25 protein-coding genes and 1 pseudogene are annotated in these 24,762 nt (G+C 69.1%); 22 read left to right on the top strand and 4 right to left on the bottom strand.

All coding sequences use genetic code 11. The features are described from left to right. Positions 1–118 precede the first annotated feature (118 nt). From rpsU to HZ992_RS07880, 7 genes are all read left to right on the top strand, one after another. Positions 119–331: a 30S ribosomal protein S21 gene (gene rpsU / locus HZ992_RS07910; protein WP_054018851.1), complete on the top strand. Its 213-nt coding sequence runs from the start codon at positions 119–121 to the stop codon at positions 329–331. Positions 332–399: 68 nt separating this feature from the next. Next, positions 400–846, top strand: coding sequence for a GatB/YqeY domain-containing protein (locus HZ992_RS07905; RefSeq protein WP_209386120.1), 447 nt, complete (start codon positions 400–402; stop codon positions 844–846). Positions 847–856: 10 nt separating this feature from the next. Continuing rightward, positions 857–1,207: a protein tyrosine phosphatase family protein gene (locus tag HZ992_RS07900; RefSeq protein WP_209386119.1), complete on the top strand. Its 351-nt coding sequence runs from the start codon at positions 857–859 to the stop codon at positions 1,205–1,207. A gap of 34 nt (positions 1,208–1,241) precedes the next feature. Then, on the top strand, positions 1,242–2,621 hold the full coding sequence (locus HZ992_RS07895; RefSeq protein ID WP_209386118.1) for a cache domain-containing protein: 1,380 nt from the start codon (positions 1,242–1,244) through the stop codon (positions 2,619–2,621). Further along, positions 2,618–3,247, top strand: a complete 630-nt coding sequence (locus tag HZ992_RS07890; RefSeq protein WP_209386117.1) for a response regulator transcription factor — start codon at positions 2,618–2,620, stop codon at positions 3,245–3,247. Before HZ992_RS07895 ends, HZ992_RS07890 begins: the two co-directional genes overlap by 4 nt. Before the next feature lie 121 nt (positions 3,248–3,368). After that, positions 3,369–3,971: a TRAP transporter small permease subunit gene (locus HZ992_RS07885; RefSeq protein WP_209386116.1), complete on the top strand. Its 603-nt coding sequence runs from the start codon at positions 3,369–3,371 to the stop codon at positions 3,969–3,971. Then, positions 3,972–5,801 carry a TRAP transporter large permease gene (locus tag HZ992_RS07880; RefSeq protein ID WP_209386115.1) on the top strand — a complete coding sequence of 610 codons (1,830 nt, stop codon included), beginning with the start codon at positions 3,972–3,974 and terminating at the stop codon, positions 5,799–5,801. Between the two features lie 115 nt (positions 5,802–5,916). Here HZ992_RS07880 and HZ992_RS07875 read toward each other — a convergent pair whose 3' ends face one another. Both HZ992_RS07875 and pmbA read right to left on the bottom strand, forming a co-directional pair. Then, on the bottom strand, positions 5,917–6,999 hold the full coding sequence (locus HZ992_RS07875) for a TRAP transporter substrate-binding protein (protein ID WP_209386114.1): 1,083 nt from the start codon (positions 6,997–6,999) through the stop codon (positions 5,917–5,919). A gap of 142 nt (positions 7,000–7,141) precedes the next feature. After that, complete coding sequence (gene pmbA, locus HZ992_RS07870; protein ID WP_209386113.1) at positions 7,142–8,524, bottom strand: metalloprotease PmbA; 1,383 nt, start codon at positions 8,522–8,524, stop codon at positions 7,142–7,144. 73 nt (positions 8,525–8,597) lie between these two features. Between pmbA and yjgA the strand changes: the two genes are divergently transcribed. From yjgA to HZ992_RS07855, 3 genes are read left to right on the top strand one after another with little or no spacing between them, the layout of a single operon-like run. Further along, positions 8,598–9,140, top strand: a complete 543-nt coding sequence (yjgA, locus tag HZ992_RS07865) for a ribosome biogenesis factor YjgA (protein ID WP_209386112.1) — start codon at positions 8,598–8,600, stop codon at positions 9,138–9,140. Next, positions 9,133–9,720 carry a molybdopterin adenylyltransferase gene (mog, locus tag HZ992_RS07860; protein WP_209386111.1) on the top strand — a complete coding sequence of 196 codons (588 nt, stop codon included), beginning with the start codon at positions 9,133–9,135 and terminating at the stop codon, positions 9,718–9,720. The genes yjgA and mog overlap by 8 nt, the downstream gene beginning before the upstream one ends. Before the next feature lies 1 nt (position 9,721). Continuing rightward, positions 9,722–11,359, top strand: a complete 1,638-nt coding sequence (locus HZ992_RS07855) for a FecR domain-containing protein (protein WP_209386110.1) — start codon at positions 9,722–9,724, stop codon at positions 11,357–11,359. A 3-nt stretch (positions 11,360–11,362) separates the two neighbouring features. Here HZ992_RS07855 and cysE read toward each other — a convergent pair whose 3' ends face one another. Next, complete coding sequence (gene cysE, locus HZ992_RS07850; protein WP_209386109.1) at positions 11,363–12,142, bottom strand: serine O-acetyltransferase; 780 nt, start codon at positions 12,140–12,142, stop codon at positions 11,363–11,365. Between the two features lie 58 nt (positions 12,143–12,200). Then, on the bottom strand, positions 12,201–12,926 hold the full coding sequence (locus HZ992_RS07845) for an RNA methyltransferase (protein WP_209386108.1): 726 nt from the start codon (positions 12,924–12,926) through the stop codon (positions 12,201–12,203). Positions 12,927–13,019: 93 nt separating this feature from the next. Between HZ992_RS07845 and HZ992_RS07840 the strand changes: the two genes are divergently transcribed. From HZ992_RS07840 to HZ992_RS07790, 12 genes and pseudogenes are all read left to right on the top strand, one after another. Next, complete coding sequence (locus tag HZ992_RS07840; protein ID WP_209386107.1) at positions 13,020–13,991, top strand: inositol monophosphatase family protein; 972 nt, start codon at positions 13,020–13,022, stop codon at positions 13,989–13,991. 17 nt (positions 13,992–14,008) lie between these two features. Further along, a complete protein-coding gene (mutS, locus tag HZ992_RS07835) occupies positions 14,009–16,597 on the top strand; it encodes a DNA mismatch repair protein MutS (protein ID WP_245213390.1) in 2,589 nt (862 codons plus the stop codon). Continuing rightward, positions 16,594–17,418 (top strand): proteasome-type protease, encoded by an 825-nt coding sequence (locus tag HZ992_RS07830; protein ID WP_209386106.1) that lies wholly within the window; start codon positions 16,594–16,596, stop codon positions 17,416–17,418. The genes mutS and HZ992_RS07830 overlap by 4 nt, the downstream gene beginning before the upstream one ends. Continuing rightward, complete coding sequence (locus HZ992_RS07825) at positions 17,415–18,221, top strand: alpha/beta hydrolase (protein ID WP_209386105.1); 807 nt, start codon at positions 17,415–17,417, stop codon at positions 18,219–18,221. The genes HZ992_RS07830 and HZ992_RS07825 overlap by 4 nt, the downstream gene beginning before the upstream one ends. A gap of 77 nt (positions 18,222–18,298) precedes the next feature. Beyond that, a complete protein-coding gene (locus tag HZ992_RS07820) occupies positions 18,299–19,963 on the top strand; it encodes a CTP synthase (RefSeq protein WP_209386104.1) in 1,665 nt (554 codons plus the stop codon). Then, positions 19,960–20,817 carry a 3-deoxy-8-phosphooctulonate synthase gene (gene kdsA, locus HZ992_RS07815; protein WP_209386103.1) on the top strand — a complete coding sequence of 286 codons (858 nt, stop codon included), beginning with the start codon at positions 19,960–19,962 and terminating at the stop codon, positions 20,815–20,817. Before HZ992_RS07820 ends, kdsA begins: the two co-directional genes overlap by 4 nt. 42 nt (positions 20,818–20,859) lie before the next feature. Then, complete coding sequence (eno, locus tag HZ992_RS07810; protein ID WP_209386102.1) at positions 20,860–22,143, top strand: phosphopyruvate hydratase; 1,284 nt, start codon at positions 20,860–20,862, stop codon at positions 22,141–22,143. Positions 22,144–22,153: 10 nt separating this feature from the next. Further along, complete coding sequence (gene ftsB / locus HZ992_RS07805) at positions 22,154–22,432, top strand: cell division protein FtsB (RefSeq protein ID WP_209386101.1); 279 nt, start codon at positions 22,154–22,156, stop codon at positions 22,430–22,432. A 19-nt stretch (positions 22,433–22,451) separates the two neighbouring features. After that, positions 22,452–23,087, top strand: coding sequence for a nicotinamide riboside transporter PnuC (gene pnuC / locus HZ992_RS07800; protein WP_209386100.1), 636 nt, complete (start codon positions 22,452–22,454; stop codon positions 23,085–23,087). Next, positions 23,084–23,710, top strand: a complete 627-nt coding sequence (locus tag HZ992_RS07795; RefSeq protein WP_209386099.1) for an AAA family ATPase — start codon at positions 23,084–23,086, stop codon at positions 23,708–23,710. The genes pnuC and HZ992_RS07795 overlap by 4 nt, the downstream gene beginning before the upstream one ends. A 31-nt stretch (positions 23,711–23,741) precedes the next feature. Next, positions 23,742–23,915, top strand: a pseudogene (locus tag HZ992_RS26115) (zinc ribbon domain-containing protein); the annotation flags it as partial. A 78-nt stretch (positions 23,916–23,993) separates the two neighbouring features. Further along, positions 23,994–24,752 (top strand): hypothetical protein, encoded by a 759-nt coding sequence (locus tag HZ992_RS07790; protein ID WP_245213389.1) that lies wholly within the window; start codon positions 23,994–23,996, stop codon positions 24,750–24,752. Positions 24,753–24,762: the final 10 nt, after the last annotated feature.

The raw sequence follows: 24,762 nt of genomic DNA, 5'->3' as shown, positions 1-24,762 counted from the left end.
GATGTCTTTGCTGGCAAACCCGCGCCGCGATTGCGGAGTTTGCGGCAGGCAGGAACTCCGGACCCTTCTGCCCGCTGCGACCCGCAACACCGAGCGCAATTCAACACTTCATCTGTACATGACTACGATTCGCGTCAAAGAGAATGAGCCGTTCGACGTGGCACTGCGCCGCTTCAAGCGCACGATCGAGAAACTCGGGCTGCTGACCGACCTGCGCGCCCGCGAGTTCTACGAGAAGCCCACCGCCGAGCGCAAGCGCAAGAAGGCCGCGGCCGTCAAGCGCCATTTCAAGCGCGTTCGCAGCATGCAACTGCCCAAGAAGCTCTACTGAGCTTTCGGCCGTTTCACCGAAGCCCGCACGGCCCTCCGCTGCGGGCTTCGTCACTTCTGGAGTCGAGCATGAGCCTCAAGGAACGCATCACCGAAGACATGAAGGCCGCCATGCGCGCCAAGGAAGCCGCCCGGCTGCTGACCATCCGCGGCCTGCTCGCGGCGATGAAGCAGAAGGAAGTCGACGAGCGCATCGAGCTCGACGACGCGGCCGTCATCGGCATCGTCGACAAGCTGATCAAGCAGCGCAAGGATTCGATCTCGCAGTTCGGCGCCGCCGGGCGAACCGACCTGGTCGACAAGGAAACGTCGGAGCTGCAGGTGCTCGAGAGCTACCTGCCGCAGCGCCTGTCGGCCGAGGAGATCACCACCGCCGTGGCCGCCATCGTCGCCGAACTCGGCGCCACCGGCCCCAGCGACATGGGCAAGGTGATGGGCGCCGTGAAGGCGAAACTGGCCGGCAAGGCCGACATGGGGCAGGTGTCTGCCGCCGTGAAGCAGGCTCTGTCTCGTTGAGGTGAACACGATGGTCCCGACCCGCCAACTGCTGCGCCAGATCGCCCCCGACGTGTGCGTCGCGCCACAGCTGACGCCCGAAGCCATGGCCGACCTGGCCGCGCTGGGCTTCAAGAGCGTCGTCAACAACCGGCCCGACTTCGAGGAAGGCCCGGATCAGCCGACCAGCGCGCAGGTGCAAGCCGCCGCGCAGGCCGCCGGCCTCGCCTATGCCTACCTGCCGGTGCAGCCCGCCTACCAGTCGCCCGAAGAGATCGCGCGGATGGCCGAGTTGCTCGCCGCCCTGCCGCGGCCGATGGTGGCCTTCTGCCGCAGCGGCAACCGCTCGGGCAAGCTGTACCAGGCCGCCGTCACCCGCTAGCCGTTGACCAGCGGCGCACGACCTGCCCCAGGCCATGCGCCCGCGCTCCAAGTTCCTGCTGCTGGCGATCCTGCCGCTGCTGGTGTCGCTGGGACTGATCGCCCTGGCGATGCGCCAGCAGCAGCAGGACTTGTCGCGCCGCGAGCGCCAGGTGGTCGAAACCGCCTACATGGCCGCCAAGCAGACGGAGTTGCTCAATCACGTCGGCCTGGCGCGCAGCCTGCTCTCGCCGCTGTATGACACGCGCCGCGACGACGCTCAGACCCTTGCCGAGGCCCTGCGGCTGCTGTCGACGATGGACTACGGCATCGACGGCTACTTCTTCGTCTTCGACACCGGCGGGCGCAACCTGCTGCACCCGCGCCAGCCCGAACTGCAGAACCAGGATCTGTGGGACCTGAAGGATGCGCAGGGCGTGCCGCTGATCCGCGAGCTGATCGCTCGCGCCCACGAAGGCGGCGGATTCGTGCAGTACCTCTGGCAGAAGCCGTCCACGCGCACGCTCACGCCCAAGCTCGCCTACGCGATCTCGCTGCCACGCTGGAACATGGTCATCGGCACAGGCCTTTACCTCGACGACATCCAGGGCACGCTGACCCAGATCGACCGCCAGGTCGACGAGAACGTCGCCTCCACGATGCTGTGGATCGCCGGCATCGCACTGTTCGGTGTCGTGCTGATCGGCGGCAGCGGCATGGTACTGAACTTCAGCGACGCGAAGGTCGCCGACATGAAGCTGCGCAACCTGGCCCGCCAGGTGGTCAAGTCGCAGGAAGACGAGCGCGCCCACCTGTCGCGCGAGTTGCACGACAGCACCAGCCAGACGCTGGTCTCGATCAAGCTGCTGCTGGAGTCCGCGGCCAGCCAACTCGGCCGCGAGGCCACGCCGCCCGCGTTGCTGCGCGCCGTGCAGCGCCTGGGCGACGCGCTGCACGAGGTGCGCCGCATCTCGCACCGCCTGCGCCCGGCCGAGCTCGACACGCTGGGCCTGCCCGCGGCGCTGGACGACCTGGCCGAGGAGTTCAACCAGCACGGCCACGTGCGCATCGCGCTGCGCCTGTGGGGGCAGGCCGACACGCTGCCCGACGAGGTGAACACCGTGCTGTTCCGCGTCGTGCAGGAGTCGCTGACCAACATCGAGAAGCACTCGAAGGCCAGGCGTGTGCAGGTGCGGCTGATCTTCCATGCCGGCGGCCTGCGCCTGCGCATCGTCGACGACGGAATCGGCTTCGACGTGCCGGCGATCCGCGTCGACCCGCGCCGCGGCATCGGCATGCGCAACATGCGCGAGCGTGTCGAGTCCATCGGTGGCGAATTCAGTATCGAGTCGCGTCCCGGGCGCACGGCGGTCCTGGCCGACATGACGGCGGGGGCGATCGAGCGGCTTCGCCCGGCGGCGAAGAAGGCGGCATGAACGACTGCAAGGTCCTGCTCGTCGACGACCACCCGCTGGTGCGCGAGGGCCTGCGCGCGCGCCTGTCCGGCGTGGCAGGCATCGAGGTGGTCGGCGAGGCCGGCGACGCGGCGCAGGCTTTCGAGCAGGTGGACCGACTGCGCCCCGACCTGGTGCTGATGGACGTGGGCATGAAGCAGGTCAATGGCATCGAGCTCACCACCCGGCTGCGCGAGCGCCACCCGACGCTGCGCGTGCTGATGCTCAGCATGTACGACAACCCCGAGTACGTGCACCGGGCGCTGGCGGCCGGCGCGCGCGGCTATGTGCTGAAGGAGGCGCCGTCGGAAGAGATCGTGGCCGCCATCCTCGCGGTCGCCGAAGGCCGCAACTTCCTCGGCTCGGGGCTGGCCGCCACCGCCGGGCGGCCCGACGAGAGCCGCCCGCTGCTGTCGGCCCGCGAGACCGAGATCCTGCGCTGCCTGGCCGATGGCCTGGCGAGCCGGCAGATCGCCCAGACGCTGGGCATGAGCGTGCGCACCGTCGAGACGCACCGCCACAACATCCGCCGCAAGCTCGGCCTGGCCGGCCAGGCCGAGCTCATCAAGTACGCGGTGGAGCGTTGCCGGTCGATCGGCGGCGCCTGATCCGCGGCCGCTGCGTAGTTCCACGTACCGGTTTCACCCGTTGCGCGCCGGCGGGGATCGCGGTTTCATCGGCACCATCGCGCCATTGCGCGCCCGTATTCCAGAACTCCCGGAGATTGCCTTGTCTGCCCTGCTCTCCCTGTCGGGCCTGATCGATCGTTTCAACGACCGCATCGGCCAACTCATCCGCTGGCTGGTGCTGGCAGCCGTGCTCATCAGCGCCACCAACGCCATCGTGCGCAAGGCGTTCAACATCGGCTCGAACGCGTTCCTCGAGGTGCAGTGGTACCTGTTCGCGGCCGTGTTCATGCTGGGCGCGGGTTATGCCTTCCTGCGCAACGTGCACGTGCGCATCGACTTCATCTCTTCCAAGTTGTCCAAGCGCACCAACGCCATCATCGACACGCTGGGCATCGTCGTCTTCCTGATCCCGCTGTGCCTGATCCTCATCCGCCTGAGCTGGCCGCTGTTCCAGGGCGCCTGGCAGTCGGGCGAGATGTCGCAGAACGCCGGCGGCCTGATCCGCTGGCCGGTCTACCTGCTGATCCCGCTGGGCTTCGGCATCCTGCTGCTGCAGGCGCTGTCGGAGCTGGTCAAGCGCATCGCCTTCCTGCGCGGCATCATCCCCGAGCCGATGAGCATGGAGCACCACAAATCCGACGAAGAGCTGCTCGCCGAAGAACTGGCCGCCGCGGCCGAGAAGAAGCTGGCGGGAGACAAGTAAATGGAAACCTCGTTCATCGTCCAGAACTTCGTCCCGCTGATGTTCGCGGGGCTGTTCGTCTTCCTGCTCTCGGGCATTCCCGTCGCCTTCGGCCTGGCCGCCACCGGGCTGCTGTTCGGCTTCATCGGCATGGAGGCCGGCCTGTTTGGCGGCAACTTGTTCCAGGCGCTGCCGCTGCGCGTGTTCGGCATCATGCAGAACGACACGCTGCTGGCGATCCCCTTCTTCACCTTCATGGGCATCATCCTCGAGCGCTCCGGCATGGCCGAAGACCTGCTCGAGACCGTCGGCCAGGTGTTCGGCCCGGTGCGCGGCGGCCTGGCCATTGCGGTGATCCTGGTGGGTGCGCTGCTGGCGGCCACCACCGGCGTGGTGGCGGCGGCCGTCATCTCCATGGGCCTGATCTCGCTGCCCATCATGCTGCGCTACGGCTACAACCGCACCATCGCCACAGGCACCATCACCGCCTCGGGCACGCTGGCGCAGGCCATCCCGCCCTCGCTGGTGCTGATCGTCCTGGCCGACCAGCTCGGCCGCTCGGTGGGCGACATGTACGCCGGCGCGCTGATCCCGGGGCTGCTGCTGGTCGGCCTGTACCTCTCGTTCGTGGTACTGGTCGCGATCGTCAAGCCATCGTGGGTGCCGGCCCTGCCGCCCGAGGCGCGCATCTACCGCGAGGCCAACGGTTCCAGCGGCCACAAGTCGCTGCTGGCGCTGTTCGCGCTGTGCGGCGCGGCCGGTTACGCCTGGTCGAAGGTGCACCAGAGCGTCATCAACCCGATGATCGGCCGCGAACTGCCGGCGCCCGGCGACGAGATCGTCATCATGTCGATGACGGTGGCTTCGCTGCTGGCGCTGGGGCTGGCGCTGCTCAACAAGGCGCTGAAGATCGGCCTGCTGTCGCGCCTGACCGAGCAGGTCACCTTCGTGCTGATCCCGCCGCTGGTGCTGATCTTCCTGGTGCTGGGCACGATCTTCCTGGGCATCGCCACGCCCACCGAAGGCGGCGCGATGGGTGCGCTGGGCGCGCTGATCATGGCCGTGGGCCGCGGCAGGCTGCAGCTCAAGCTGCTGGTGCAGGCGCTGGACAACACCGCGCGGCTGTCGTGCTTCGTGCTGTTCATCCTGATCGGCTCGACGGTGTTCAGCTTCACCTTCAACGCCGCCGACGGCCACATCTGGGTCGAGCACCTGTTCGACAAGATGCCCGGCGGCGCGCTCGGTTTCCTGATCGTCGTGAACGTGCTGGTGTTCATCCTCGGCTGCTTCATCGACTTCTTCGAGATCGCCTTCATCGTCATCCCGATCCTCGCGCCGGTGGCCGACAAGATGCTCGGCGGCCTTCTGCCCCCCGGCACGCCGGCCGACATGACGCTGATCTGGTTCGGCGTGATCATCGCGATGAACCTGCAGACCTCGTTCCTGACGCCGCCCTTCGGCTTCGCCTTGTTCTACCTGCGCAGCGTCGCGGCCAAGAAGGACTACAAGGACCGCATCACCGGCGAGACCATCCCGGCCGTGCAGACCTCGCAGATCTACAAGGGCTCGATTGCCTTCATCGTGCTGCAGCTGATCATGGTGGCCGCGGTGATCTCCTTCCCGACGCTGGTGACCGGCGGCATCGAGAAGGGCGTCACCATCGACGCCAACAAGGTGCTCGACCAGCTGCAGATGCAGCCGCGCGAAGAAGCCAACGACCCGTTCGCCGTGCCGGCCGCGCCGGGTGCCTCTGGCGCTGCGGGCGCCTCGGCCCCGGCCGAGAGTGGAGCGAGCGACGACCCAATGAAGGGCCTGCTGGAGTCGATCAAGAAGGAACAGGGGCAGAAGTGAACAGCAGGGCGGAGCTGGATGGCTCCGCCCACCTCCGTTCACTGCCCCCAAAAACGAAGAGCCCCGCCAAGGCGGGGCTCTTTTCATGCTGCAGGCCGCCGCAGGCGGCCGGCGATCACAGCTTCTGCTGCTGCATGAAGTCGTCGAAGCCGGCTTCGGCGAAGCGGAACATCAGGTTCTGGTCGCGCCGGAAGTCGTTGTAGTCGGCGTAGATCTTCTTCCACGCCGGGTTGCTGCCGCTGAGCTCGCCGTAGACCTCCATGGCGGCCTTGAAGGCGCCGTCCATCACGTCCTTCGGGAAGCGGAACAGCTTGGTGCCGGCACCGACGAGCTGCTTCAGCGCGGCCGGGTTGCGGGCGTCGTAGCGGGCCTGCATCACGGTGTGCGCGTGTGCCGCGGCGTTCTCGACGATCGCCTTGTACTCGGCCGACAGGCCGGCAAAGGCCTTCGTGTTGATGTACAGCGACAGCTGCGGGCCGCCTTCCCACCAGCCGGGGTAGTAGTAGTTCGGCGCGACCTTGTTCAGGCCGAGCTTCTGGTCGTCGTACGGGCCCACCCACTCGGACGCGTCGATGGTGCCCTTCTCGAGCGCCTGGTAGATCTCGCCGCCGGGGATGTTCTGCGGCACGCCGCCGATGCGCTCGAGCACCTTGCCGCCGAAGCCGCCGATGCGCATCTTCAGGCCCTTGATGTCGGCCAGCGACTTGATCTCCTTGCGGTACCAGCCGCCCATCTGGGCGCCGGTGTTGCCCATCGGGAAGTTGTGGATGTTGTAGCCCGCATAGAACTCGCGGAACAGCTTCATGCCGTTGCCTTCGTACATCCACGCCGTCATCTGGCGGCTGTTCAGGCCGAACGGGATGGCGCAGTCCATCGCGAAGGTCGGGTCCTTGCCGAAGAAGTAGTACGGCGCGGTGTGGGCCATCTCGACCGTGCCGTTCTGCACGCCGTCGACGACACCGAACGGGGGCATCAGTTCGCCACCGGCATGCACCGAGATCTGGAACTTGCCGCCGGTCATGTCGCTGACCTGCTTGGCCATCACTTCGGCGGCGCCGTAGATGGTATCCAGCGACTTCGGAAAGCTCGAAGCCAGGCGCCAGCGGATGTTGGCCTGTGCGTGCACGACGGCCGGTGCGGCACCGGCGGCGAGCACCCCGGCAATGCCGGCGCGTTGGATGAAAGAGCGACGTTCCATGCGATTTCTCCTAGGGTGGATACGCGGAAGAGGAGGGATTGAGCGCAGAAATTCTAGGAGGGGGGCCATACCCCCCCGCCCGGTGTTTACCCGTGCGAAAAACTACGTGTTTCCCAGGGCCGCGCCCAGGGGGTGGACCCGGTCAACTGCCGGCGAGTTTCATGCGTTCGACCAGCACCGAACTGAGCGTCTTGGTGCCGCTCGTGTAGGCATCGGCGCCGACAGCGACGATGCCCTTGAGCATGTCGCGCAGGTTGCCGGCGATGGTGATCTCGTGCACCGGGTGCACGATGCGGCCCTGGTCGACCCAGAAGCCTGCCGCGCCGCGCGAGTAGTCGCCGGTGACCTGATTGACGCCCTGCCCCATCAGCTCGATGACGAACAGGCCACGATGGAGCTTGCGCAGCATCGCTTCCAGGTCGTCGCCGGGCTGGGTGAGCCGGCTGGTCAGCGTGAGATTCTGCGAGCCGCCGGCGTGGCCGGTGGTGCGCATGCCGAGCTTGCGCGCCGAGTAGCTCGACAGGAAGTAGCCCTGCAGGACGCCCCCCTTGACGACGTCGCGTGCGCGCGTGGTCACGCCCTCGTCGTCGAAGGGCGAGCTGCCCTTGCCGCGCGGGATGTGCGGGTTCTCGTGCACGTCGAGGTGCGGCGCGAGCACGGGCTGGCCCAGGCTGTCGAGCAGGAAGCTCGACTTGCGGTACAGCGCTCCGCCGCTGACGGCCTGCACCAGCGAGCCGAGCAGCCCCGCCGCCACCGTGGACTCGAACAGCACCGGCACCTCGGCCGTGGCGATCTTGCGACTGCGCAGGCGCGACAGCGCCCGCTCGGCGGCGTAGCGGCCCACGGCCTCGGGCGCCGCCATGTCGTCGGGCGAACGCATCGAGGTGTACCAGGCGTCGCGCTGCATGTCGTCGCCACCCTTGCCGGGCAGCGAGGCGATCGGCGCGACCGACAGCGAGTGCCGCGAGCTGGCATAACCGCCGCGGAAGCCGCGGCTGTTGGCCATGATGAAGTGCGATTGCTGCACCGACACGCCGGCGCCATCGGAATTGGTGATGCGGCGATCGACCTCGAGCGCCGCGGCCTCGCAGCGCTGCGCGATCTCGACCGCCTGCTCGGCGACGATCGGCCAGGGGTGGAACAGGTCGAGGTCACGCTCGGCGGCGGCGCCGAAGGCCAGGTCTTCCACCTCGGGCAGGCCGGCGGCCGGGTCTTCGGCTGTGAAGCGGGCGATGTCGTGCGCGGCGCGCACGGTCTGCTCCAGCGCCGCGCGCGAGAAATCGGAGGTGCTGGCGTTGCCGCGCCGCTTGCCGACGTAGACCGTCACCCCCAGCGACTTGTCGCGGTTGCGCTCGACGTTCTCGACCTCGCCCTTGCGCACGCTGACCGACAGCCCCACGCCCTCGGAAACCTCGGCCCCGGCCTCGCTGGCGCCGAGCGTTCGCGCCAGGGCGAGGGCGTCTTCGGCGAGCTGCTGGAACTGGTCTCGCGTGTAGGCGAATCCGCGGGGGCTGGTGTCGGGCATGGGAGTGGGGCCGGGAGAGCGGGCCGGAAAGGGGCGCGGGCTATCATAACCACGCGTCATCCATGATTCCCCCATGCCACGAACCGACCCCTTTTCGCCCTCGGATGACCCCGTCGATCCCGACGAGCGGCCGAGCAAGACCCAGCGCAAGAAGGAATCGCACGAGTTGCAGGACCTCGGCGAGGCGCTGGTCGCTCTGCCCGAGTCGCGCGTGAAGGACCTGGCCATCCCCGAGAACCTGCGCGACGCGGTGCACGAGTACCGGCGCACGCGCACGCACGAAGGCAAGCGCCGGCAGATGCAGTACATCGGCAAGCTGATGCGCGGCACCGACACCGAGCCGATCCGCCAGGCCGTGCTCGACATGCAGCTCGGCCGCGCCAAGGACGCGCTGTCGCTGCACGAGTCGGAGCGCTGGCGCGCCGAGCTGGTCGCCAGTGACGATGCCGTCACCGGTTTCCTGCAGGAGTTCCCGGGCACCGATGCGCAGCAGCTGCGCAGCCTGATCCGCAGCGCGCGCAAGGACGCCGCACTGCAGCCCGAGCAGCGCAGCGGCCGCGCCTTCCGCGAGCTGTTCCAGTTCATCAAACAATCGCGCGAGACCGCCCATGAGTGAACCCGCCTTCGACCCCGTGCGCATCGGCCTGGTCTCGATCAGCGACCGCGCCTCGTCCGGCGTCTACGAGGACAAGGGCATCCCGGCCTTGCAGGACTGGATGAAGCGCGCGCTGCGCAACCCGGTCGCCTGGGAGACGCGGCTGATCCCCGACGAGCAGGAGGCGATCAGCGCCGCGCTGCGCGAGCTGGTGGACGTCGCGAAATGCGACCTCGTGCTGACCACCGGCGGCACCGGGCCGGCGCCACGCGACGTCACCCCAGAGGCCACGCTGGCGGTGGCCGACAAGGTGATGCCCGGCTTTGGCGAGCAGATGCGCCAGATCAGCCTGAACTTCGTGGCCACGGCGATCCTGTCGCGCCAGGTGGCGGTGATCCGCGGCAAGACGCTGATCATCAACCTGCCCGGCCAGCCGAAATCGATCGCCGAGACACTCGAGGGATTGAAGGACCGCGGCGTGCATGGCATCTTTGCCGCCGTTCCCTACTGCATCGACCTCCTCGGTGGACCCTACTTCGAGACCGACGAATCCGTGTGCAAGGTCTTCCGGCCCAAGACGGCCCTGCGCCCTCCACGCTGAGATGAGCCTGGCGCTGCGTCATGCCCTCGTCCTGGCCTGCCTGGCCGGCGCGACCGCCGTGGCTGCGCAGGAGGCCGTCGTCGAGTACCGCGTCAGCCAGCGCGACACGCTGATCGGCCTGTCGGAGACGGTCTTCATCGGGCCGCAGGCCTGGCGCGAGATCGCCCGGCTGAACCGCCTTCCCGACCCGAATTTCATCCGCCCCGGACAGGTGCTGCGCGTGCCGGCCCGGCTGATGCGCATGCGCGCCCTGCCCGTGCGCGTGACCAGTGCCGTGGGCGAGGTGCGCGTGGGCAACGACACGGTGCAGCCCGGCGCGGCACTGGCCGAAGGGCAATCGCTGCAGACCGGAGCCAACGGCTCGGCCGTGCTGGCGCTGGCCGATGGTTCGCGGGTGCGCGTGCCGCCGTCGAGCCTGGCCGAGATCGTCGCCAGCCGCGGGCCCGGCGCCACCGAGGCCGATGCGGCGCGACTGGCCGGCGACGGCCTGTTCACCGGCGTGCTGCGCATGCTGCGCGGCTCGGTGGAGGTGCTCGCCGCCAAGCTCAGGCGTTCGCAGCCGCTGGAGGTGACCACGCCCACGGCCGTGGTCGGCGTGCGCGGCACCCAGTACCGCGTCACGCTCGACGGCGACAGCGGCGCCACGCGCAGCGAGGTGCTCGAAGGCAAGGTCAAGCTCGAATCGCCGCAGCGCAGCGTCGGCACCGACATCGCCGCCGGTTTCGGTGCCGCGATCGATGCCGCGGCCAAGGCGCCGGTGCCGGCCAGGCTGCTGCCCGCGCCCGATCTGGCGGCGATGCCGGAGCGTTTCGAGCGCCCGCTGGTGCGCTTCGCGCTGCCCACCGAGAAGGACACGGTGCGCGTGCAGGTGGCCCAGGACGCCGACTTCGAGCGCATCGTCAATGACCAGAAGGTGATGGCCGGCAGCGACGTGCGCATCGCCGGGCTCGACGACGCCAAGTGGTTCCTTCGCGCACGGCGGCTCGACGGCCAGGGCATCGAAGGCTACGACGCAGCGCGTGCCTTTGTGCTGAAGGCGCGGCCGGAGCCGCCGGCGACCAACACGCCGCGCGCCGGCGCCAAGCAGTCGCTCGGCCCGGTGGAGTTCAACTGGTCGCCCAACCTCGATGCGAAGAGCGTGCGGCTGCAGGTGGCCAGCGATGCGGCCTTCACGCAGATCGTCGCCGAGCGCGAAGGCCTGACCGGCACGCGCGAGACGCTGGAGGTCGGCGGCCCCGGCACCTACCACTGGCGCATCGCCAGCACCAAGGCCGATGGCGACAAAGGCCCCTTCAGCGACGGGCAGCGCTTCGAATTGCGCCCGCTGCCCGAGCCCCCCAAGGGCGGCATGGGCGAAGACGGCAAGTCGCTCACGCTGGCCTGGAGCGGCCGCGCGGAGGACACCCAGCACGTCGAACTGGCGCGCGACCCGGCCTTCAAGGAGATCGTCGCGCAGGCGGACCTGAGCGCGCCCGAGTGGACGCTGCCGCGCCCGTCGAGCAGCGGCACCTACTACTTCCGCTACCGCAGCATCGAGCCCGACGGTTTCGTCGGGCCTTACAGCGCCACGCTGGTCATCGAGGTACCGCGCGACTGGCGCTACCTGTGGTTGCTCACGCCGCTGCTGTTCGCGCTTTAGCAGCTACTTGACCAGCCGGTTCAGGCGCTCGGCGTCGAACTGCTCGGTGGTGTGCGCATCGTCGGGCACGCAGTCGGCACCCGGCAACTCGCGCGAGCGCTGCGACAGCTTCTCGATGGCCTGCCAGAGCAGCGCGATCTGGTGCTCGTGGCCCGAGGCGTTGTCGATCAGGCCCTTCATGGCCTGCGCCACCGGGTCGTCGCCCTGCGTCACGCCGTAGGCCGAGAAGCCCATCTTGGCCGCCGCCGCCTCGCGCACCGCGTCGGTCTCGGCATTGATCACGCGCGCCGGGTTGCCGACCGCCGTGGCGCCTGGCGGCACCGGCTTGACGACGACCGCGCCCGAACCGATGCGCGCGCCGTCGCCGACGGTGAAGCCGCCCAGCACCTGCGAATTGGCGCCGACGATCACGCCGCGCCCGAGCGTCGGGTGCCGCTTGGCACCCTTGCTCAACGAGGTGCCGCCCAGCGTCACGCCCTGGTAGATGGTGCACTCGTCGCCGATCTCGGCCGTCTCGCCCACCACCACGCCCATGCCGTGGTCGATGAAGACGCGGTGGCCGATGGTGGCGCCCGGGTGGATCTCAATGCCGGTGAGGAAGCGCGCCACGTGCGAGATGAAGCGGCCGAGCCAGTGGAAGCCGCGCTTCCAGCAGGCGTGTGCCCAGCGGTGCAACACCAGCGCGTGCAGGCCCGGGTAACAGGTCAGCACCTCCCAGCGCGAGCGCGCCGCGGGGTCGCGCTCGAGGATGCAGGCGATGTCTTCGCGCAGGCGCTGGAACATGGTCGTCTCTCGAGGGGTGAGGGGCCAGTGTATCTGCGGCGCCGCAAGCCTGCTGGCGTCAGCCACGCGGCTTGCCGACGAAGCGCGCCAGGCCGCGCAGGATGTCGACCTCCTCGCGGCTGAGCCGGGCGCGGTTGAGCAGCTGGTTCAGGCGCGGCAGCAGCTTCTTCGGCGCCGCCGGATCGAGGAAGCCGATCTCCACCATGGTCTGCTGCCAGTGCGCCAGCAGCCCCTGCACCGAGGCGGCATCGGCCAGCGTCGGATCGGTGGTGCGTGGCTCGACATCGAAGCCGCCCAGCGCCTCGCGCCAGTCGTAGGCGATCAGTTGCACGGCCTGCGACAGGTTGAGAGAGCCGTAGTCGGCCCGCGTGGGGATGCTCAGGCAGGCATGGCAGCGGTAGACATCCTCGTTGGCCATGCCGAAGCGCTCCGAGCCGAACAGGAAGGCCACGCGCTCCTGCGAGGGCGCCAGGGTGGCGAACAGCTCGCGCGGCGCGTGGGTGGGCGGGCCGAAGTCGCGCGGCGTCATCGCCGTGGCACACAGGTAGGTCACGCCCTCCAGCGCCTCGGGCACCGTGGCCACCACCCGTGCGCCAGCCAGCACGTCGGTGGCGCCGCTGGCCATGGCCACCGCCTCGTCGCGCTGCAGCACCTGCGGATCGCGCGGCGCCACCAGCACGAGATCGGAAAAACCCATCACCTTCATCGCCCGCGCCGCCGCGCCCACGTTGCCGGGGTGGCTGGTGCCGATGAGGACGAAGCGGGTCGGGTCCGGGGTTGGCATGGGGGCCGGGTAAAATGGCCATTATCGGCAGTGCCCTGCACCGCCACGCTCTTTCCTCCCCGCCGGTCCCTTCTCCCCTGCCCAGGTCGCACCATGTCGCAAGCGCTCCACCCGATGCTCAACATCGCCGTCAAGGCGGCTCGCAGCGCCGGGGCCATCATCAACCGCGCCTCGCTCGACCTGGACCTGCTGCGCATCAGCTCGAAGGGACCGAACGACTTCGTCAGCGAAGTCGACCAGGCCGCCGAGCAGATCATCATCGAGACGCTGCTGACCGCCTACCCGGGCCACGGCATCCTGGCGGAGGAATCGGGCCGCACCCACGGCGCGAAGGACAGCGACTACGTCTGGATCATCGATCCGCTGGACGGCACCACCAACTTCCTGCACGGATTCCCGGTCTACGCGGTGTCGATCGCGCTGGCCTTCCGCGGCCAGGTGCAGCAGGCGGTGGTCTACGACCCGACGCGCAACGACATGTTCTACGCCTCCAAGGGGCGCGGTTCCTTCCTCAACGACAAGCGGCTGCGCGCCTCCAAGCGCACGCGCCTGTCTGACGCGCTCATCGGCACCGGCTTCCCCTTCCGCAAGGGTGACAACTTCAAGCGCTACGTGCAGATGTTCGAAGAGGTGATGCAGAGCTGCGCCGGCCTGCGCCGCCCCGGCGCCGCCGCGCTCGACCTGTGCTACGTGGCCGCCGGCTACTACGACGGCTTCTTCGAGACCGGGCTGAACCCCTGGGACATCGCCGCGGGCTCGCTGATCATCACCGAGGCCGGCGGCCTGATCGGCAACTTCACCGGCGAGGCCGACTACCTGTACCAGCGCGAGGTGGTGGCGGGCAACCCGAAGGTCTACGGCCAGCTGGTGCAGATCCTGGCGCCCTATACCCGCGCGATCAAGGCCGACGAGCCGGGAGCATCGGCGACCGCGGCCGCCGAGGCGCACGCCGGGCTCACGCCGGAGGCAGCGCTGGCCGCCACGCAGGCCGAGCCGCCGAAGAAGCGGGGCGCCGTGCGCATCCGCAAGGCCGACGCGGCCCGCGACGACGACGCACCGCTCTGAGCCACGGGGCTCCGCGCATGGACCAGCCCGTGACGGCCGCCTTCGACGGCCACACGCCGATGATGCAGCAGTACCTGCGCATCAAGGCCGAATTCCCGGACACGCTCGTCTTCTACCGGATGGGCGACTTCTACGAGTTGTTCTTCGACGACGCGCGCAAGGCGAACCGCCTGCTCGACATCACGCTGACCAGCCGCGGCCAGAGCGCCGGCGAGCCGGTGGTGATGGCCGGCGTGCCGGTGCACTCGGTGGAGACCTACCTCGCCAAGCTGATTCGCATGGGCGAGGCGGTGGCCATCTGCGAGCAGGTGGGCGACGTCGCCACGGCCAAGGGCCCGGTCGAGCGTAAAGTGGTGCGCGTGGTCACGCCGGGCACGGTGACCGACACCGAACTGCTCGCCGACAAGGCCGACTCGGTGCTGCTCGCGGTGGCGCGCCAGGGCACGACCTTCGGCCTCGCCTGGCTGTCGCTGACGCAGGGCGAGCTGGGCCTGACCGAGTGCAGCGAGCGCGAGCTCGGCACCTGGCTGGCGCGGCTTTCGGCCAGCGAAGTGCTGGTCGACCGCGACCACAGCAGCGCCACGCTGGCGCAGTCGCGCGTGCCGCTGACGGCGCGGCCGGCCTGGCAGTTCGATGCAGCACTGGGCACGCGCAAGCTGTGCGAGCAGTTGCGCGTGGCCAACCTGGCTGGCTTCAACGCGCAGGATCTCGTCGCCGCGCAGGCCGCGGCCGCCGCGCTGCTGGCGTTTGCCGAGCACACGCAGGGCCAGTCGCTCGCCCACGTGCGCACGCTGACCGTGCGCCGCGCCAGCGAGTTGCTGGAGCTGCCGCCCACCACGCACCGCAACCTCGAGCTCACGCAGACGCTGCGCGGCGAGGACGCCCCCACCCTGCTCTCGCTGCTGGACACCTGCCGCACCGGCATGGGCAGCCGCGCGCTGCGCCAGTGGCTGACGCAGCCGCTGCGCGAGCGCCGCGTCGCCGGCCAGCGGCACGACGCCATCGAGGCGCTGCTGCACACCGAGCTCGATGCGCTGCGCGAAGCGCTGCGCGGCGTCAGCGACGTCGAGCGCACCACCGCGCGCATCGCGCTGCGCCAGGTGCGCCCGCGCGAGCTGGCCGGCCTGCGCGCCACGCTGCACGGCCTGCCGACGCTGCTGGCGCGTGTGCCGCACGGCGCCAGCGCGCTACTGGACATGCTGTGGGAGGCGATGCACCCGCCGCAGGAGATCGCCGACCTGCTCGTGATGGCGATCGCCGACGAGCCGGCGGTGCTGCTGCGCGACGGCGGCGTGATCGCGCCGGGCTTCGACGCCACGCTCGACGAGCTGCGCGGCATCGGCGCGAACTGCGACGCCTTCCTGCTCGACCTGGAGTCGCGCGAGCGCGCGCGCACCGGCATCGCCAACCTGCGCGTGCAGTTCAACAAGGTGCATGGCTTCTACATCGAGGTCACGCAGGGCCAGCTCGACAAGGTGCCGGGCGACTACCTGCGCCGCCAGACGCTGAAGAACGCCGAGCGCTTCATCACGCCGGAGCTCAAGACGTTCGAGGACAAGGCCTTGTCGGCGCAAGACCGTGCCTTGGCGCGCGAAAAGCTGCTCTACGACCAGGTGCTCGACCAGCTGCAGACGCACCTCGACCCGCTGACCTCGCTGGCCCGTGGCCTGGCCGGGCTGGACGCGCTGGCCGCGCTGGCCGAGCGGGCGCGCACGCTGGGCTGGTGCCGCCCGTCGTTCGTGCGCGAGCCCTGCATCGACATCGAGGCGGGCCGCCATCCGGTCGTGGAAGCGCGGCTGGCCGAGACCGGCGCCGGCGCCTTCATGTCCAACGACTGCCGGCTCGACGCGAACCGGCGCATGCTCGTCATCACCGGCCCGAACATGGGCGGCAAGAGCACCTTCATGCGCCAGGTGGCGCTGATCACGCTGCTCGCCGCGATGGGCTCCTTCGTGCCGGCCAAGGCCTGCCGTCTCGGGCCGATCGACGCGATCCACACGCGCATCGGCGCCGCCGACGACCTGGCCAACGCGCAGTCGACCTTCATGCTCGAGATGACCGAGGCCGCGGCCATCGTGCACGGCGCCACCGAACAGTCGCTGGTGCTGATGGACGAGATCGGCCGCGGCACCTCCACCTTCGACGGCCTGGCGCTGGCCGGCGCCATCGCTACGCAGCTGCACGACCGCAACCGCTCGTTCACGCTGTTCGCCACGCACTACTTCGAGCTGACCGAGTTCCCGATCAAGCACGAGCGCGCGCTCAACGTGCACGTCTCGGCGGTGGAGAGCGGCGACGACATCGTCTTCCTGCACGACATCCAGGTCGGCCCGGCCAGCCGCAGCTACGGCGTGCAGGTGGCGCGGCTGGCCGGCATGCCGGCCGGGCTGATTCGCCAGGCGCGCGCCACGCTGGAGGCGCTGGAGACGCAGCAGCGCTCGCACGATTCGCAGTTCGACCTCTTCGAGGCGCCGCCGCCGCCGCCGATCCAGGTTCGCAGCGAGGTCGAGGAGACGCTGGCCGAGCTCGACCCGGACAGCCTGTCGCCGAAGGAAGCGCTGGACGCGCTGTACCGCCTGAAAGCCATCCAGAAGGATTTGCCATGACGTATTGCGTGGGTATCAAGCTCGATGCCGGCCTCGTGTTCCTGTCCGACTCGCGCACCAACGCGGGCCTGGACCAGATCAGCACCTACCGCAAGATGATGGTCTACGAGAAGACCGACGAACGCTTCATGGTGATGCTGTCGGCGGGCAACCTGTCGATCAGCCAGTCGGTGCGCGAGATCCTGCAGGTCGAGAAGATCGACAACCCGGGCGGCGAACCGATCACCATCTGGAACGCCACCAGCATGTTCGACGCCGTGCGCGTGCTCGGCAGCGCGGTGCGCCGCGTCTACGACCAGGACGGCCCGTCGCTCAAGCAGGCGGGCATCGACTTCAACGCCTCGATGATCTTCGGTGGCCAGATCAAGGGCGAGGCGATGCGCCTGTTCCTCGTCTATTCGGCGGGCAACTTCATCGAGGCCACGCGCGAGACCTGCTACTTCCAGATCGGCGAATCGAAGTACGGCAAGCCGGTGCTCGACCGAATGATCACGCCCGCCACGCCGCTGGACGAAGCCGCCAAGTGCGCGCTGGTGTCGATGGATTCGACGCTCAAGTCCAACCTGTCGGTGGGCCTGCCGCTGGACCTGCTCGTCTACGAGCGCGGTCGCTTCGCCAGCGACCAGCTCGTGTGCATCGACGAGCACAACCCGTACTTCCACATGATCCGCAGCACCTGGGGCCAGAAGCTGCGCCAGGTGTTCGAGTCGATCGACGACCCGCACTGGGACGGTGGCACCACGGCGCATCCGCTGTGCGTGAGCTCGGGGCGCTTCGAACCGATGCGCAAGATCACCCACGCCGGAGAGAAGATCGTTTGAAGAAGCAGAAGAAGGCCCCGATCGTCTTCAGCCACGCGAACGGCTTCCCGGCCGGCACCTACAGGGTGCTGTTCGATCAATGGCGAAAGGCGGGGCACGAGGTGCACGCCGTCGAGCGGTTCGGCCATGACCCGGCCTATCCGGTGACGGGCAACTGGCCCAAGCTGCGCGACCAGCTGATCCACTTCATCGAGCGTGAGGTGGGCGGGCCGGCGATCCTGGTCGGGCACTCCCTGGGCGGCCTGTTGAGCCTGCTGGCCGCCTGCCGCCGGCCCGACCTGGCCAGCGCGCTGATCCTGCTCGACTCACCGATCATCACCGGCTGGCGCGCGCACAGCCTGCAGGTGGCCAAGGCCACCGGGCTGGTCAAGCGTGTGTCGCCCGGACGCGTGTCGCAGACGCGGCGGCACGAATGGCCGTCGCGCGACGCCGTGCGCGCGCATTTCGCCGCCAAGGCGGTGTTCGCGCGCTGGGACCCGCGCGTGCTCGAGGACTACGTGCAGACGGGCTTCGAGGCGCAGGACGGCAAGATCGTGCTGGCCTTTCGCCGCGACATCGAAACGCGGATCTACAACACGCTGCCGCACCACCTGGGCACGCTGCTCAAGCGCCATCCGCCGGCCTGCCCGGTGAGCTTCGTCGCCGGCACGCAGTCGGCCGAGATGCGCCAGGGCGGCGTGGCCGCGACGCGTGCACTGGTGGGCGAGCGCCTCTTCTGGATCGAGGGCACGCACCTGTACCCGATGCAGCACCCGAAGCAGACGGCCGAGCTGGTGCTGAAGGCGATCGCCGCCGGCGCCTGAGCGCGGCCGGGGTGGTGGGCACGCCTATAATCGCGCTTTACCACCACGGCATTCGTGAGTAGCGGGTGCCGCATGCAATGACCAAGTTCGTCTTTGTCACCGGCGGTGTGGTGTCCTCGCTGGGCAAGGGCATCGCGTCTGCATCCCTCGCCGCGATCCTCGAATCGCGCGGCCTCAAGGTCACCCTCATCAAGCTGGATCCGTATCTGAACGTGGATCCGGGCACGATGTCGCCGTTCCAGCATGGCGAGGTGTTCGTCACCGACGACGGCGCCGAGACGGACCTCGACCTCGGCCACTACGAGCGCTTCATCACCACGAAGATGCGCAAGGCCAACAACTTCACCACCGGGCAGATCTACAAGAGCGTGCTCGAGAAGGAGCGCCGCGGCGACTACCTCGGCAAGACGGTGCAGGTGATCCCGCACGTCACCAATGAGATCCAGGAGTTCATCAAGCGCGGCGCCGGTGTCGGCACCGACCACGCGGTGGACGTGGCGATCGTCGAGGTCGGCGGCACGGTGGGCGACATCGAGTCGCTGCCCTTCCTCGAAGCCGCGCGCCAGCTCAGCCTGAAGGCCGGCCCGAACCAGTGTGCCTTCGTGCACCTGACCTACGTGCCCTGGATCGCCGCCGCCGGCGAGCTCAAGACCAAACCGACCCAGCACACCGTGCAGAAGCTGCGCGAGATCGGCGTGCAGCCCGACGCGTTGTTGTGCCGAGCCGACCGCCGCGTGCCCGACGAGGAGCGCGAGAAGATCTCGCTGTTCACCAACGTGCCCGAGTGGGGCGTGATCTCGATGTGGGACGTCGACACCATCTACAAGGTGCCGCGCATGCTGCACGAGCAGGGCCTGGACGGCCTGATCTGCGACAAGCTGCGCCTGTCCACGCCGCCGGCCAACCTGCGCCGCTGGGACGACCTCGTCACCGAGGTCGAGCACCCGAAGTCCGAGGTGCGCATCGCCATGGTCGGCAAGTACACCGACCTGTCCGACTCGTACAAGTCGCTCAACGAGGCCTTGCGCCACGCCGGCATCCACAACCACGCCAAGGTGAACATCGAGTACGTCGACTCCGAGACGATCTCGGCCGACAACGTGGCACGACTGGCCGACTTCGACGCCATCCTGGTGCCCGGCGGCTTCGGCAAGCGCGGCATCGAAGGCAAGATCTGCGCGGCGCGCCTGGCGCGCGAGAAGAAGATCCCTTACCTGGGCATCTGCCTGGGCATGCAGGTCGCGACGATCGAGTTCGCGCGCCACAAGGCGGGTCTCGCCAACGCCAACAGCACCGAGTTCGACCCGGCCACGCCGCACCCGGTGATCGCGCTGATCGAGGAATGGCAGGACGCCGACGGCTCGATCCAGAAGCGCAGCGCCAGCTCCGACCTCGGCGGCACCATGCGCCTGGGCGCGCAGAGCTCCGACGTCAAGCCTGGCACGCTGGCCCACGCGATCTACGGCGACGTGGTCACCGAGCGCCACCGCCACCGCTACGAGGCCAACGTCAACTACCTCGAGCGCCTCGCCGAGGCCGGGCTGGTGATCTCGGCGATCACCCAGCGAGAGAAGCTCACCGAGATCGTCGAACTGCCGCAGGCCGTGCATCCCTGGTTCATGGGCGTGCAGTTCCACCCCGAGTTCAAGTCCACCCCCTGGGGCGGACACCCGCTCTTCACATCGTTCGTGAAGGCCGCCCTGACACAGCATGCCGAGCAGCGCCCGAAGGTGGCCGCATGAAGCTGTGCGGTTTCGACGTCGGCCTGGACCGTCCCTTCTTCCTGATCGCCGGCCCCTGCGTGGTAGAGAGCGAACAGCTGCAGATGGACGTGGCCGGTCGCCTGAAGGAGATCACCTCGGCGCTGGGCATCCCCTTCATCTTCAAGTCGAGCTACGACAAGGCGAACCGCTCCAGCGGCACCACCTTCCGCGGCCCTGGCATGGAACGCGGCCTGGAGATCCTGGCGAAGGTGCGTCGCGAACTGAAGGTGCCCATCCTCACCGACGTGCACAGCGAAGCCGAGATCCCCGCCGTGTCGGCGGTGGTCGACGTGCTGCAGACACCCGCCTTCCTGTGCCGCCAGACCGATTTCATCCGCGCCGTCGCGCAGTGCGGCAAGCCGGTGAACATCAAGAAGGGCCAGTTCCTCGCCCCGCACGACATGAAGAACGTGATCGACAAGGCGCGTGCGGCCGCGAAGGAAAAGGGCCTGGACCCTGACAACTTCATGGCCTGCGAACGCGGCGCGAGCTTCGGCTACAACAACCTCGTGTCCGACATGCGCTCGCTGGCGATCATGCGCGAGACCGGCGCGCCGGTGGTCTTCGATGCCACGCACTCGGTTCAGCTGCCCGGCGGCCAGGGCACCAGTTCCGGCGGCCAGCGCGAGTTCGTGCCGGTGCTGTCGCGCGCGGCCATCGCGGTGGGCGTGGCCGGCGTGTTCATGGAAACGCATCCCGACCCCGCCAACGCGATGAGCGACGGCCCGAACGCCGTGCCGCTGAAGCACATGAAGGCGCTGCTCGAACAACTGGTGGCACTGGACCGCGTGATCAAGCAGCAGCCGCTGCTCGAGAACGACTTCTCCTGCTGACATCCATTCAAGAATCCATCTTCAGGCGAGAGAGAAAAGACCATGAGCGCAATCGTTGACATCGTCGGCCGAGAGATCCTCGACAGCCGCGGCAACCCGACCGTCGAGTGCGACGTGCTGCTGGAGTCCGGCACCATGGGCCGCGCGGCCGTGCCCTCGGGCGCCTCCACCGGCTCGCGCGAGGCGATCGAGCTGCGCGACGGCGACAAGGCGCGCTACCTCGGCAAGGGCGTGCTCAAGGCCGTCGAGCACGTCAACACCGAGATCAGCGAGGCCGTGCTCGGCCTCGACGCCTCCGAGCAGGCCTTCCTCGACCGCACGCTGATCGACCTGGACGGCACCGACAACAAGAGCCGCCTGGGCGCCAACGCGACGCTGGCCGTCAGCATGGCGGTGGCACGCGCCGCCGCCGAGGAATCCGGCCTGCCGCTGTACCGCTACTTCGGCGGCTCGGGTGGCATGCAGATGCCGGTGCCGATGATGAACGTCATCAACGGCGGCGCGCACGCCAACAACAACCTCGACCTGCAGGAGCTGATGATCATCCCCGTGGGGGCGCCGACCTTCCGCGAGGCGGTGCGCTACGGCGCCGAGGTGTTCCACGCGCTGAAGAAGATCATCGACGGCAAGGGCATGACCACGGCCGTCGGCGACGAGGGCGGCTTCGCACCCAACGTCGCCAGCCATGAGGCGGCCATCCAGCTGATCCTCGAGGCCATCGACAAGGCGGGCTACGAGGCTGGCCGCCAGATCGCCATCGGCCTGGACTGCGCCGCCAGCGAGTTCTACAAGGACGGCAAGTACCACCTCGAGGGCGAAGGCCTGACGCTGAGCGCGCCCGAGTGGACCGACATCCTCGCCACCTGGGTCGACAAGTACCCCATCATCAGCATCGAAGACGGCATGCACGAGGGCGACTGGGACGGCTGGAAACACCTCAACGAGCGCCTGGGTCAGAAGGTGCAGCTGGTCGGCGACGACCTGTTCGTCACCAATACCCGCATCCTCAAGGAAGGCATCGAGAAGCGCGTCGCCAACTCGATCCTCATCAAGATCAACCAGATCGGCACGCTGACCGAGACCTTCGCCGCCATCGAGATGGCCAAGCGCGCCGGCTGGACGGCGGTGATCTCGCACCGCTCGGGCGAGACCGAAGACTCGACCATCGCCGACATCGCCGTGGGCACCAATGCCGGCCAGATCAAGACCGGCTCGATGAGCCGCAGCGACCGCATCGCCAAGTACAACCAGTTGCTGCGCATCGAGGAAGACCTCGGCGACGTCGCCACCTACCCGGGCCGCGCGGCCTTCTACAACCTGCGCTGAGGCTGCGGCGATGCGCCTGGTCACCCTCGCCCTGCTGGCGCTGCTCGCGCTGGTGCATGCCGAGCTCTGGTTCGGCAAGGGCGGCGTGCCGCGCGTGATGGAGCTGTCGGGCAAGCTGCGCGACCAGAAAGAGGTCAACGCCGCGGCGAAGCAGCGCAACGCGCAATTGCTCGCCGAGGTCAGCGACCTGAAGGAAGGCCTGGAGATGGTCGAGGAGAAGGCCCGCTTCGACCTCGGCATGGTCAAGCCCGACGAGATCTTCGTGCAGCTCTCGGCGCCGCAGCGCTGAGCCCGCGTCGCCAGCGCTGATGGAGACGCTGCTGCAGGCGCTGCGGCCGCTGTTTGCGCCTGCCTTCTCGCTGTGGGGTGCGCCGGCCAGCTGGCTCGAGCTGATCGCGTTCGTGCTCGCGCTGGCCATGGTCGGCTTCAACATCCGCGTCAATCCGCTGGGCTGGCCGCTGGCCATCGCCAGCTCGCTGCTGTACTTCGCGCTCTTCTGGGACAGCCGTCTCTATGGCGAAGCGAACCTGCAGATCTTCTTCGTCGTGGTGGCGCTGTGGGGCTGGTGGCAATGGCTGCGCGGCACGCAGGACGACGGCACGGCGCTGCGCGTGCGCAGTCTGGGCCGGCGTGAGCTGATCGGCTGCACGGTGGCCATGGCCGTGGCCTGGCCGCTGCTCGGCGCCTTCCTGGCCCGCGCGACCGATTCCGATGTGCCCTGGTGGGATGCCTTTCCGACCGCCGGCAGCCTGGTCGGCCAATGGCTGCTCGGCCGCAAGTACGTGGAAAACTGGCCGGTCTGGCTGATCGTCAACGTCGTCAGCGTCGCCCTGTTCGCCTACAAGGGCCTGTGGCTCACCGTCGTGCTCTACGCGGTGTTCGTGCTGCTGTCGGTGGCCGGCTGGCGGGCCTGGTCGGCAATGGCCCGCGCCGAGGCGCGATGAGCCGGGCCTTCGTGATCGGCCTGCTCGGTGCCGAGAGCACCGGCAAGACCACGCTGGCCGCCGAACTCGGCGCGGCGCTGGCGGCACCCGGGCGCCGGGTGGCCGTGGTGCCGGAATATCTTCGCGAGTTCTGCCATCGCGTCGGCCGCACACCGCGCCAGGATGAGCAGGCCGGCATCGCCGCGCAGCAGAGCCTGCGCATCGCCGAGGCAGCCGAGTCGCACGACATCGTGGTGGCCGACACCACCGCGCTGATGATCGCCGTGTACAGCGAGCAGGTGTTCGGCGACACCGGCCTGTACGACAGCGCGCTGGCCGACCACGCGCGCAGCAGCCTCACGCTGCTGACCGCGCTCGACCTGCCTTGGCAGGCCGACGGGCTGCAGCGCGACGGGCCGCATGTGCGCGAGCCCGTCGATGCACTCGTGCGCGCGGCCCTTTTGCGCGCGGCGATCGACTGCGCGGTGGTGTTCGGCCAAGGTCCGCAGCGCCTGGCCAACGCACTGGCCGCGGTGCAGCGCGCGCTGCATCCCCCGCAGGACGACGGCACGAAACGCTGGCAGTGGGTGTGCGATCGCTGCGGCGACGCGGGATGCGAGCGCCACTGGCTCGCATCGCTCTGATATCGTTCCGCGTCCCCGAGACCCCGACCCGATGGCCCACGCCTGCTTCGAGTGCCGTACCGAAAACGCCGACGGCGCGACGTTCTGCCGCGCTTGCGGCGTTCCCATGGCGGCGCTTTCCGCGGATCTGCCCGAGAGCGATTCGCTGCAGGCCCTGCACTGCGAAGACTGCGGGCACCGCAATCCGCCCGGCTCGACCTATTGCGAGCGTTGCGGCTACGGGCTGGTTGCGCTGATGTCACTCGGCGCGCCCCCTGCGACCGCTTCCACAGCCGCGCCCGCAATGGCACCAGCCCCCGAGACACAGGCTCCGCCGAGCGAGGGCGCGCCGACCCTGGCTCCGCCGCTGCCGGCTGCATGGCGAAGCGCCGCGGCGCCCGACGAGGACACCTTCGATCCGCTGTCGGCGCCGACGCTGGTGATGTCGCACACGGCGCCCTCGCCGCTGCCGCCGCTCGAACCTTCCATGTCCGTGCGGCGCGGGCCGCGCCCGCTGCGATGGGTGGCCGCGGGCCTGGGCCTGCTGGCGGTGTTCGCTCTGCTCGCCTGGCTGGCGGGGCCGAGCGTGCCGCCGGCCGCAATGGATGCCGCGCCTGCACCGGCGGCTGCGCAGGCTTCCGCCGCAGCACCGGCAGCCGCCCCGTTGCCGGCCTCGTCGCCCGCGCCGGTGATGTCCGCGCCGGCACCGGCTTCGGCCGCCTTGCCGGCGGCCGCCCCTGCGCCTGCCTCCGCACCGGCTGCTTCGGCACCGGCACGCAAGCAGGTGCCTGAGCCCGTGGCACGCAAGCGGGCGCTGGAAGCCCCTGCCGCGCGAAGCGAACCGGCACCGGCACCCGCACCCTCCGCCCCGGCACCGGTCGTCGCCGCGCCACCGGCGCCGCCACCGGAGCGGGCGAAGACCGTGACCGAACTGTGTGCCGCTGCGAACCTGTTGATGCGCGGCTTCTGCGAGCAACGCGAATGCCGGCGCGGCGAACTGGCTGCGGATCCGGTCTGCGTGAAGCTCCGGGACGCCGAGCAGCGCCGCCTGTTCCAGCAGTAGCGCGAGCCGG

It is taken from the genome of Rhizobacter sp. AJA081-3 (assembly GCF_017795745.1).
In the GTDB taxonomy this organism is placed as follows: Bacteria; Pseudomonadota; Gammaproteobacteria; order Burkholderiales; family Burkholderiaceae_C; genus Piscinibacter.
The sequence above is the reverse complement of the archived record's forward strand: the minus strand, read 5'-3'. Positions and strand labels throughout refer to the sequence as shown.

Coding starts and splice junctions, on each gene's coding strand:
- HZ992_RS07895 (WP_209386118.1), top strand. CDS start 1,242: ATGCGCCCGCGCTCCAAGTTCCTGCTGCTGGCGATCCTGCCGCTGCTG.
- HZ992_RS07820 (WP_209386104.1), top strand. CDS start 18,299: ATGACCAAGTTCGTCTTTGTCACCGGCGGTGTGGTGTCCTCGCTGGGC.
- HZ992_RS07900 (WP_209386119.1), top strand. CDS start 857: ATGGTCCCGACCCGCCAACTGCTGCGCCAGATCGCCCCCGACGTGTGC.
- eno (WP_209386102.1), top strand. CDS start 20,860: ATGAGCGCAATCGTTGACATCGTCGGCCGAGAGATCCTCGACAGCCGC.
- ftsB (WP_209386101.1), top strand. CDS start 22,154: ATGCGCCTGGTCACCCTCGCCCTGCTGGCGCTGCTCGCGCTGGTGCAT.
- pnuC (WP_209386100.1), top strand. CDS start 22,452: ATGGAGACGCTGCTGCAGGCGCTGCGGCCGCTGTTTGCGCCTGCCTTC.
- HZ992_RS07795 (WP_209386099.1), top strand. CDS start 23,084: ATGAGCCGGGCCTTCGTGATCGGCCTGCTCGGTGCCGAGAGCACCGGC.
- HZ992_RS07855 (WP_209386110.1), top strand. CDS start 9,722: ATGAGCCTGGCGCTGCGTCATGCCCTCGTCCTGGCCTGCCTGGCCGGC.
- pmbA (WP_209386113.1), bottom strand. CDS start 8,524: ATGCCCGACACCAGCCCCCGCGGATTCGCCTACACGCGAGACCAGTTC.
- rpsU (WP_054018851.1), top strand. CDS start 119: ATGACTACGATTCGCGTCAAAGAGAATGAGCCGTTCGACGTGGCACTG.
- kdsA (WP_209386103.1), top strand. CDS start 19,960: ATGAAGCTGTGCGGTTTCGACGTCGGCCTGGACCGTCCCTTCTTCCTG.
- mog (WP_209386111.1), top strand. CDS start 9,133: ATGAGTGAACCCGCCTTCGACCCCGTGCGCATCGGCCTGGTCTCGATC.
- mutS (WP_245213390.1), top strand. CDS start 14,009: ATGGACCAGCCCGTGACGGCCGCCTTCGACGGCCACACGCCGATGATG.
- HZ992_RS07830 (WP_209386106.1), top strand. CDS start 16,594: ATGACGTATTGCGTGGGTATCAAGCTCGATGCCGGCCTCGTGTTCCTG.
- HZ992_RS07790 (WP_245213389.1), top strand. CDS start 23,994: ATGGCACCAGCCCCCGAGACACAGGCTCCGCCGAGCGAGGGCGCGCCG.
- HZ992_RS07880 (WP_209386115.1), top strand. CDS start 3,972: ATGGAAACCTCGTTCATCGTCCAGAACTTCGTCCCGCTGATGTTCGCG.
- HZ992_RS07845 (WP_209386108.1), bottom strand. CDS start 12,926: ATGCCAACCCCGGACCCGACCCGCTTCGTCCTCATCGGCACCAGCCAC.
- HZ992_RS07890 (WP_209386117.1), top strand. CDS start 2,618: ATGAACGACTGCAAGGTCCTGCTCGTCGACGACCACCCGCTGGTGCGC.
- HZ992_RS07875 (WP_209386114.1), bottom strand. CDS start 6,999: ATGGAACGTCGCTCTTTCATCCAACGCGCCGGCATTGCCGGGGTGCTC.
- HZ992_RS07905 (WP_209386120.1), top strand. CDS start 400: ATGAGCCTCAAGGAACGCATCACCGAAGACATGAAGGCCGCCATGCGC.
- cysE (WP_209386109.1), bottom strand. CDS start 12,142: ATGTTCCAGCGCCTGCGCGAAGACATCGCCTGCATCCTCGAGCGCGAC.
- yjgA (WP_209386112.1), top strand. CDS start 8,598: ATGCCACGAACCGACCCCTTTTCGCCCTCGGATGACCCCGTCGATCCC.
- HZ992_RS07840 (WP_209386107.1), top strand. CDS start 13,020: ATGTCGCAAGCGCTCCACCCGATGCTCAACATCGCCGTCAAGGCGGCT.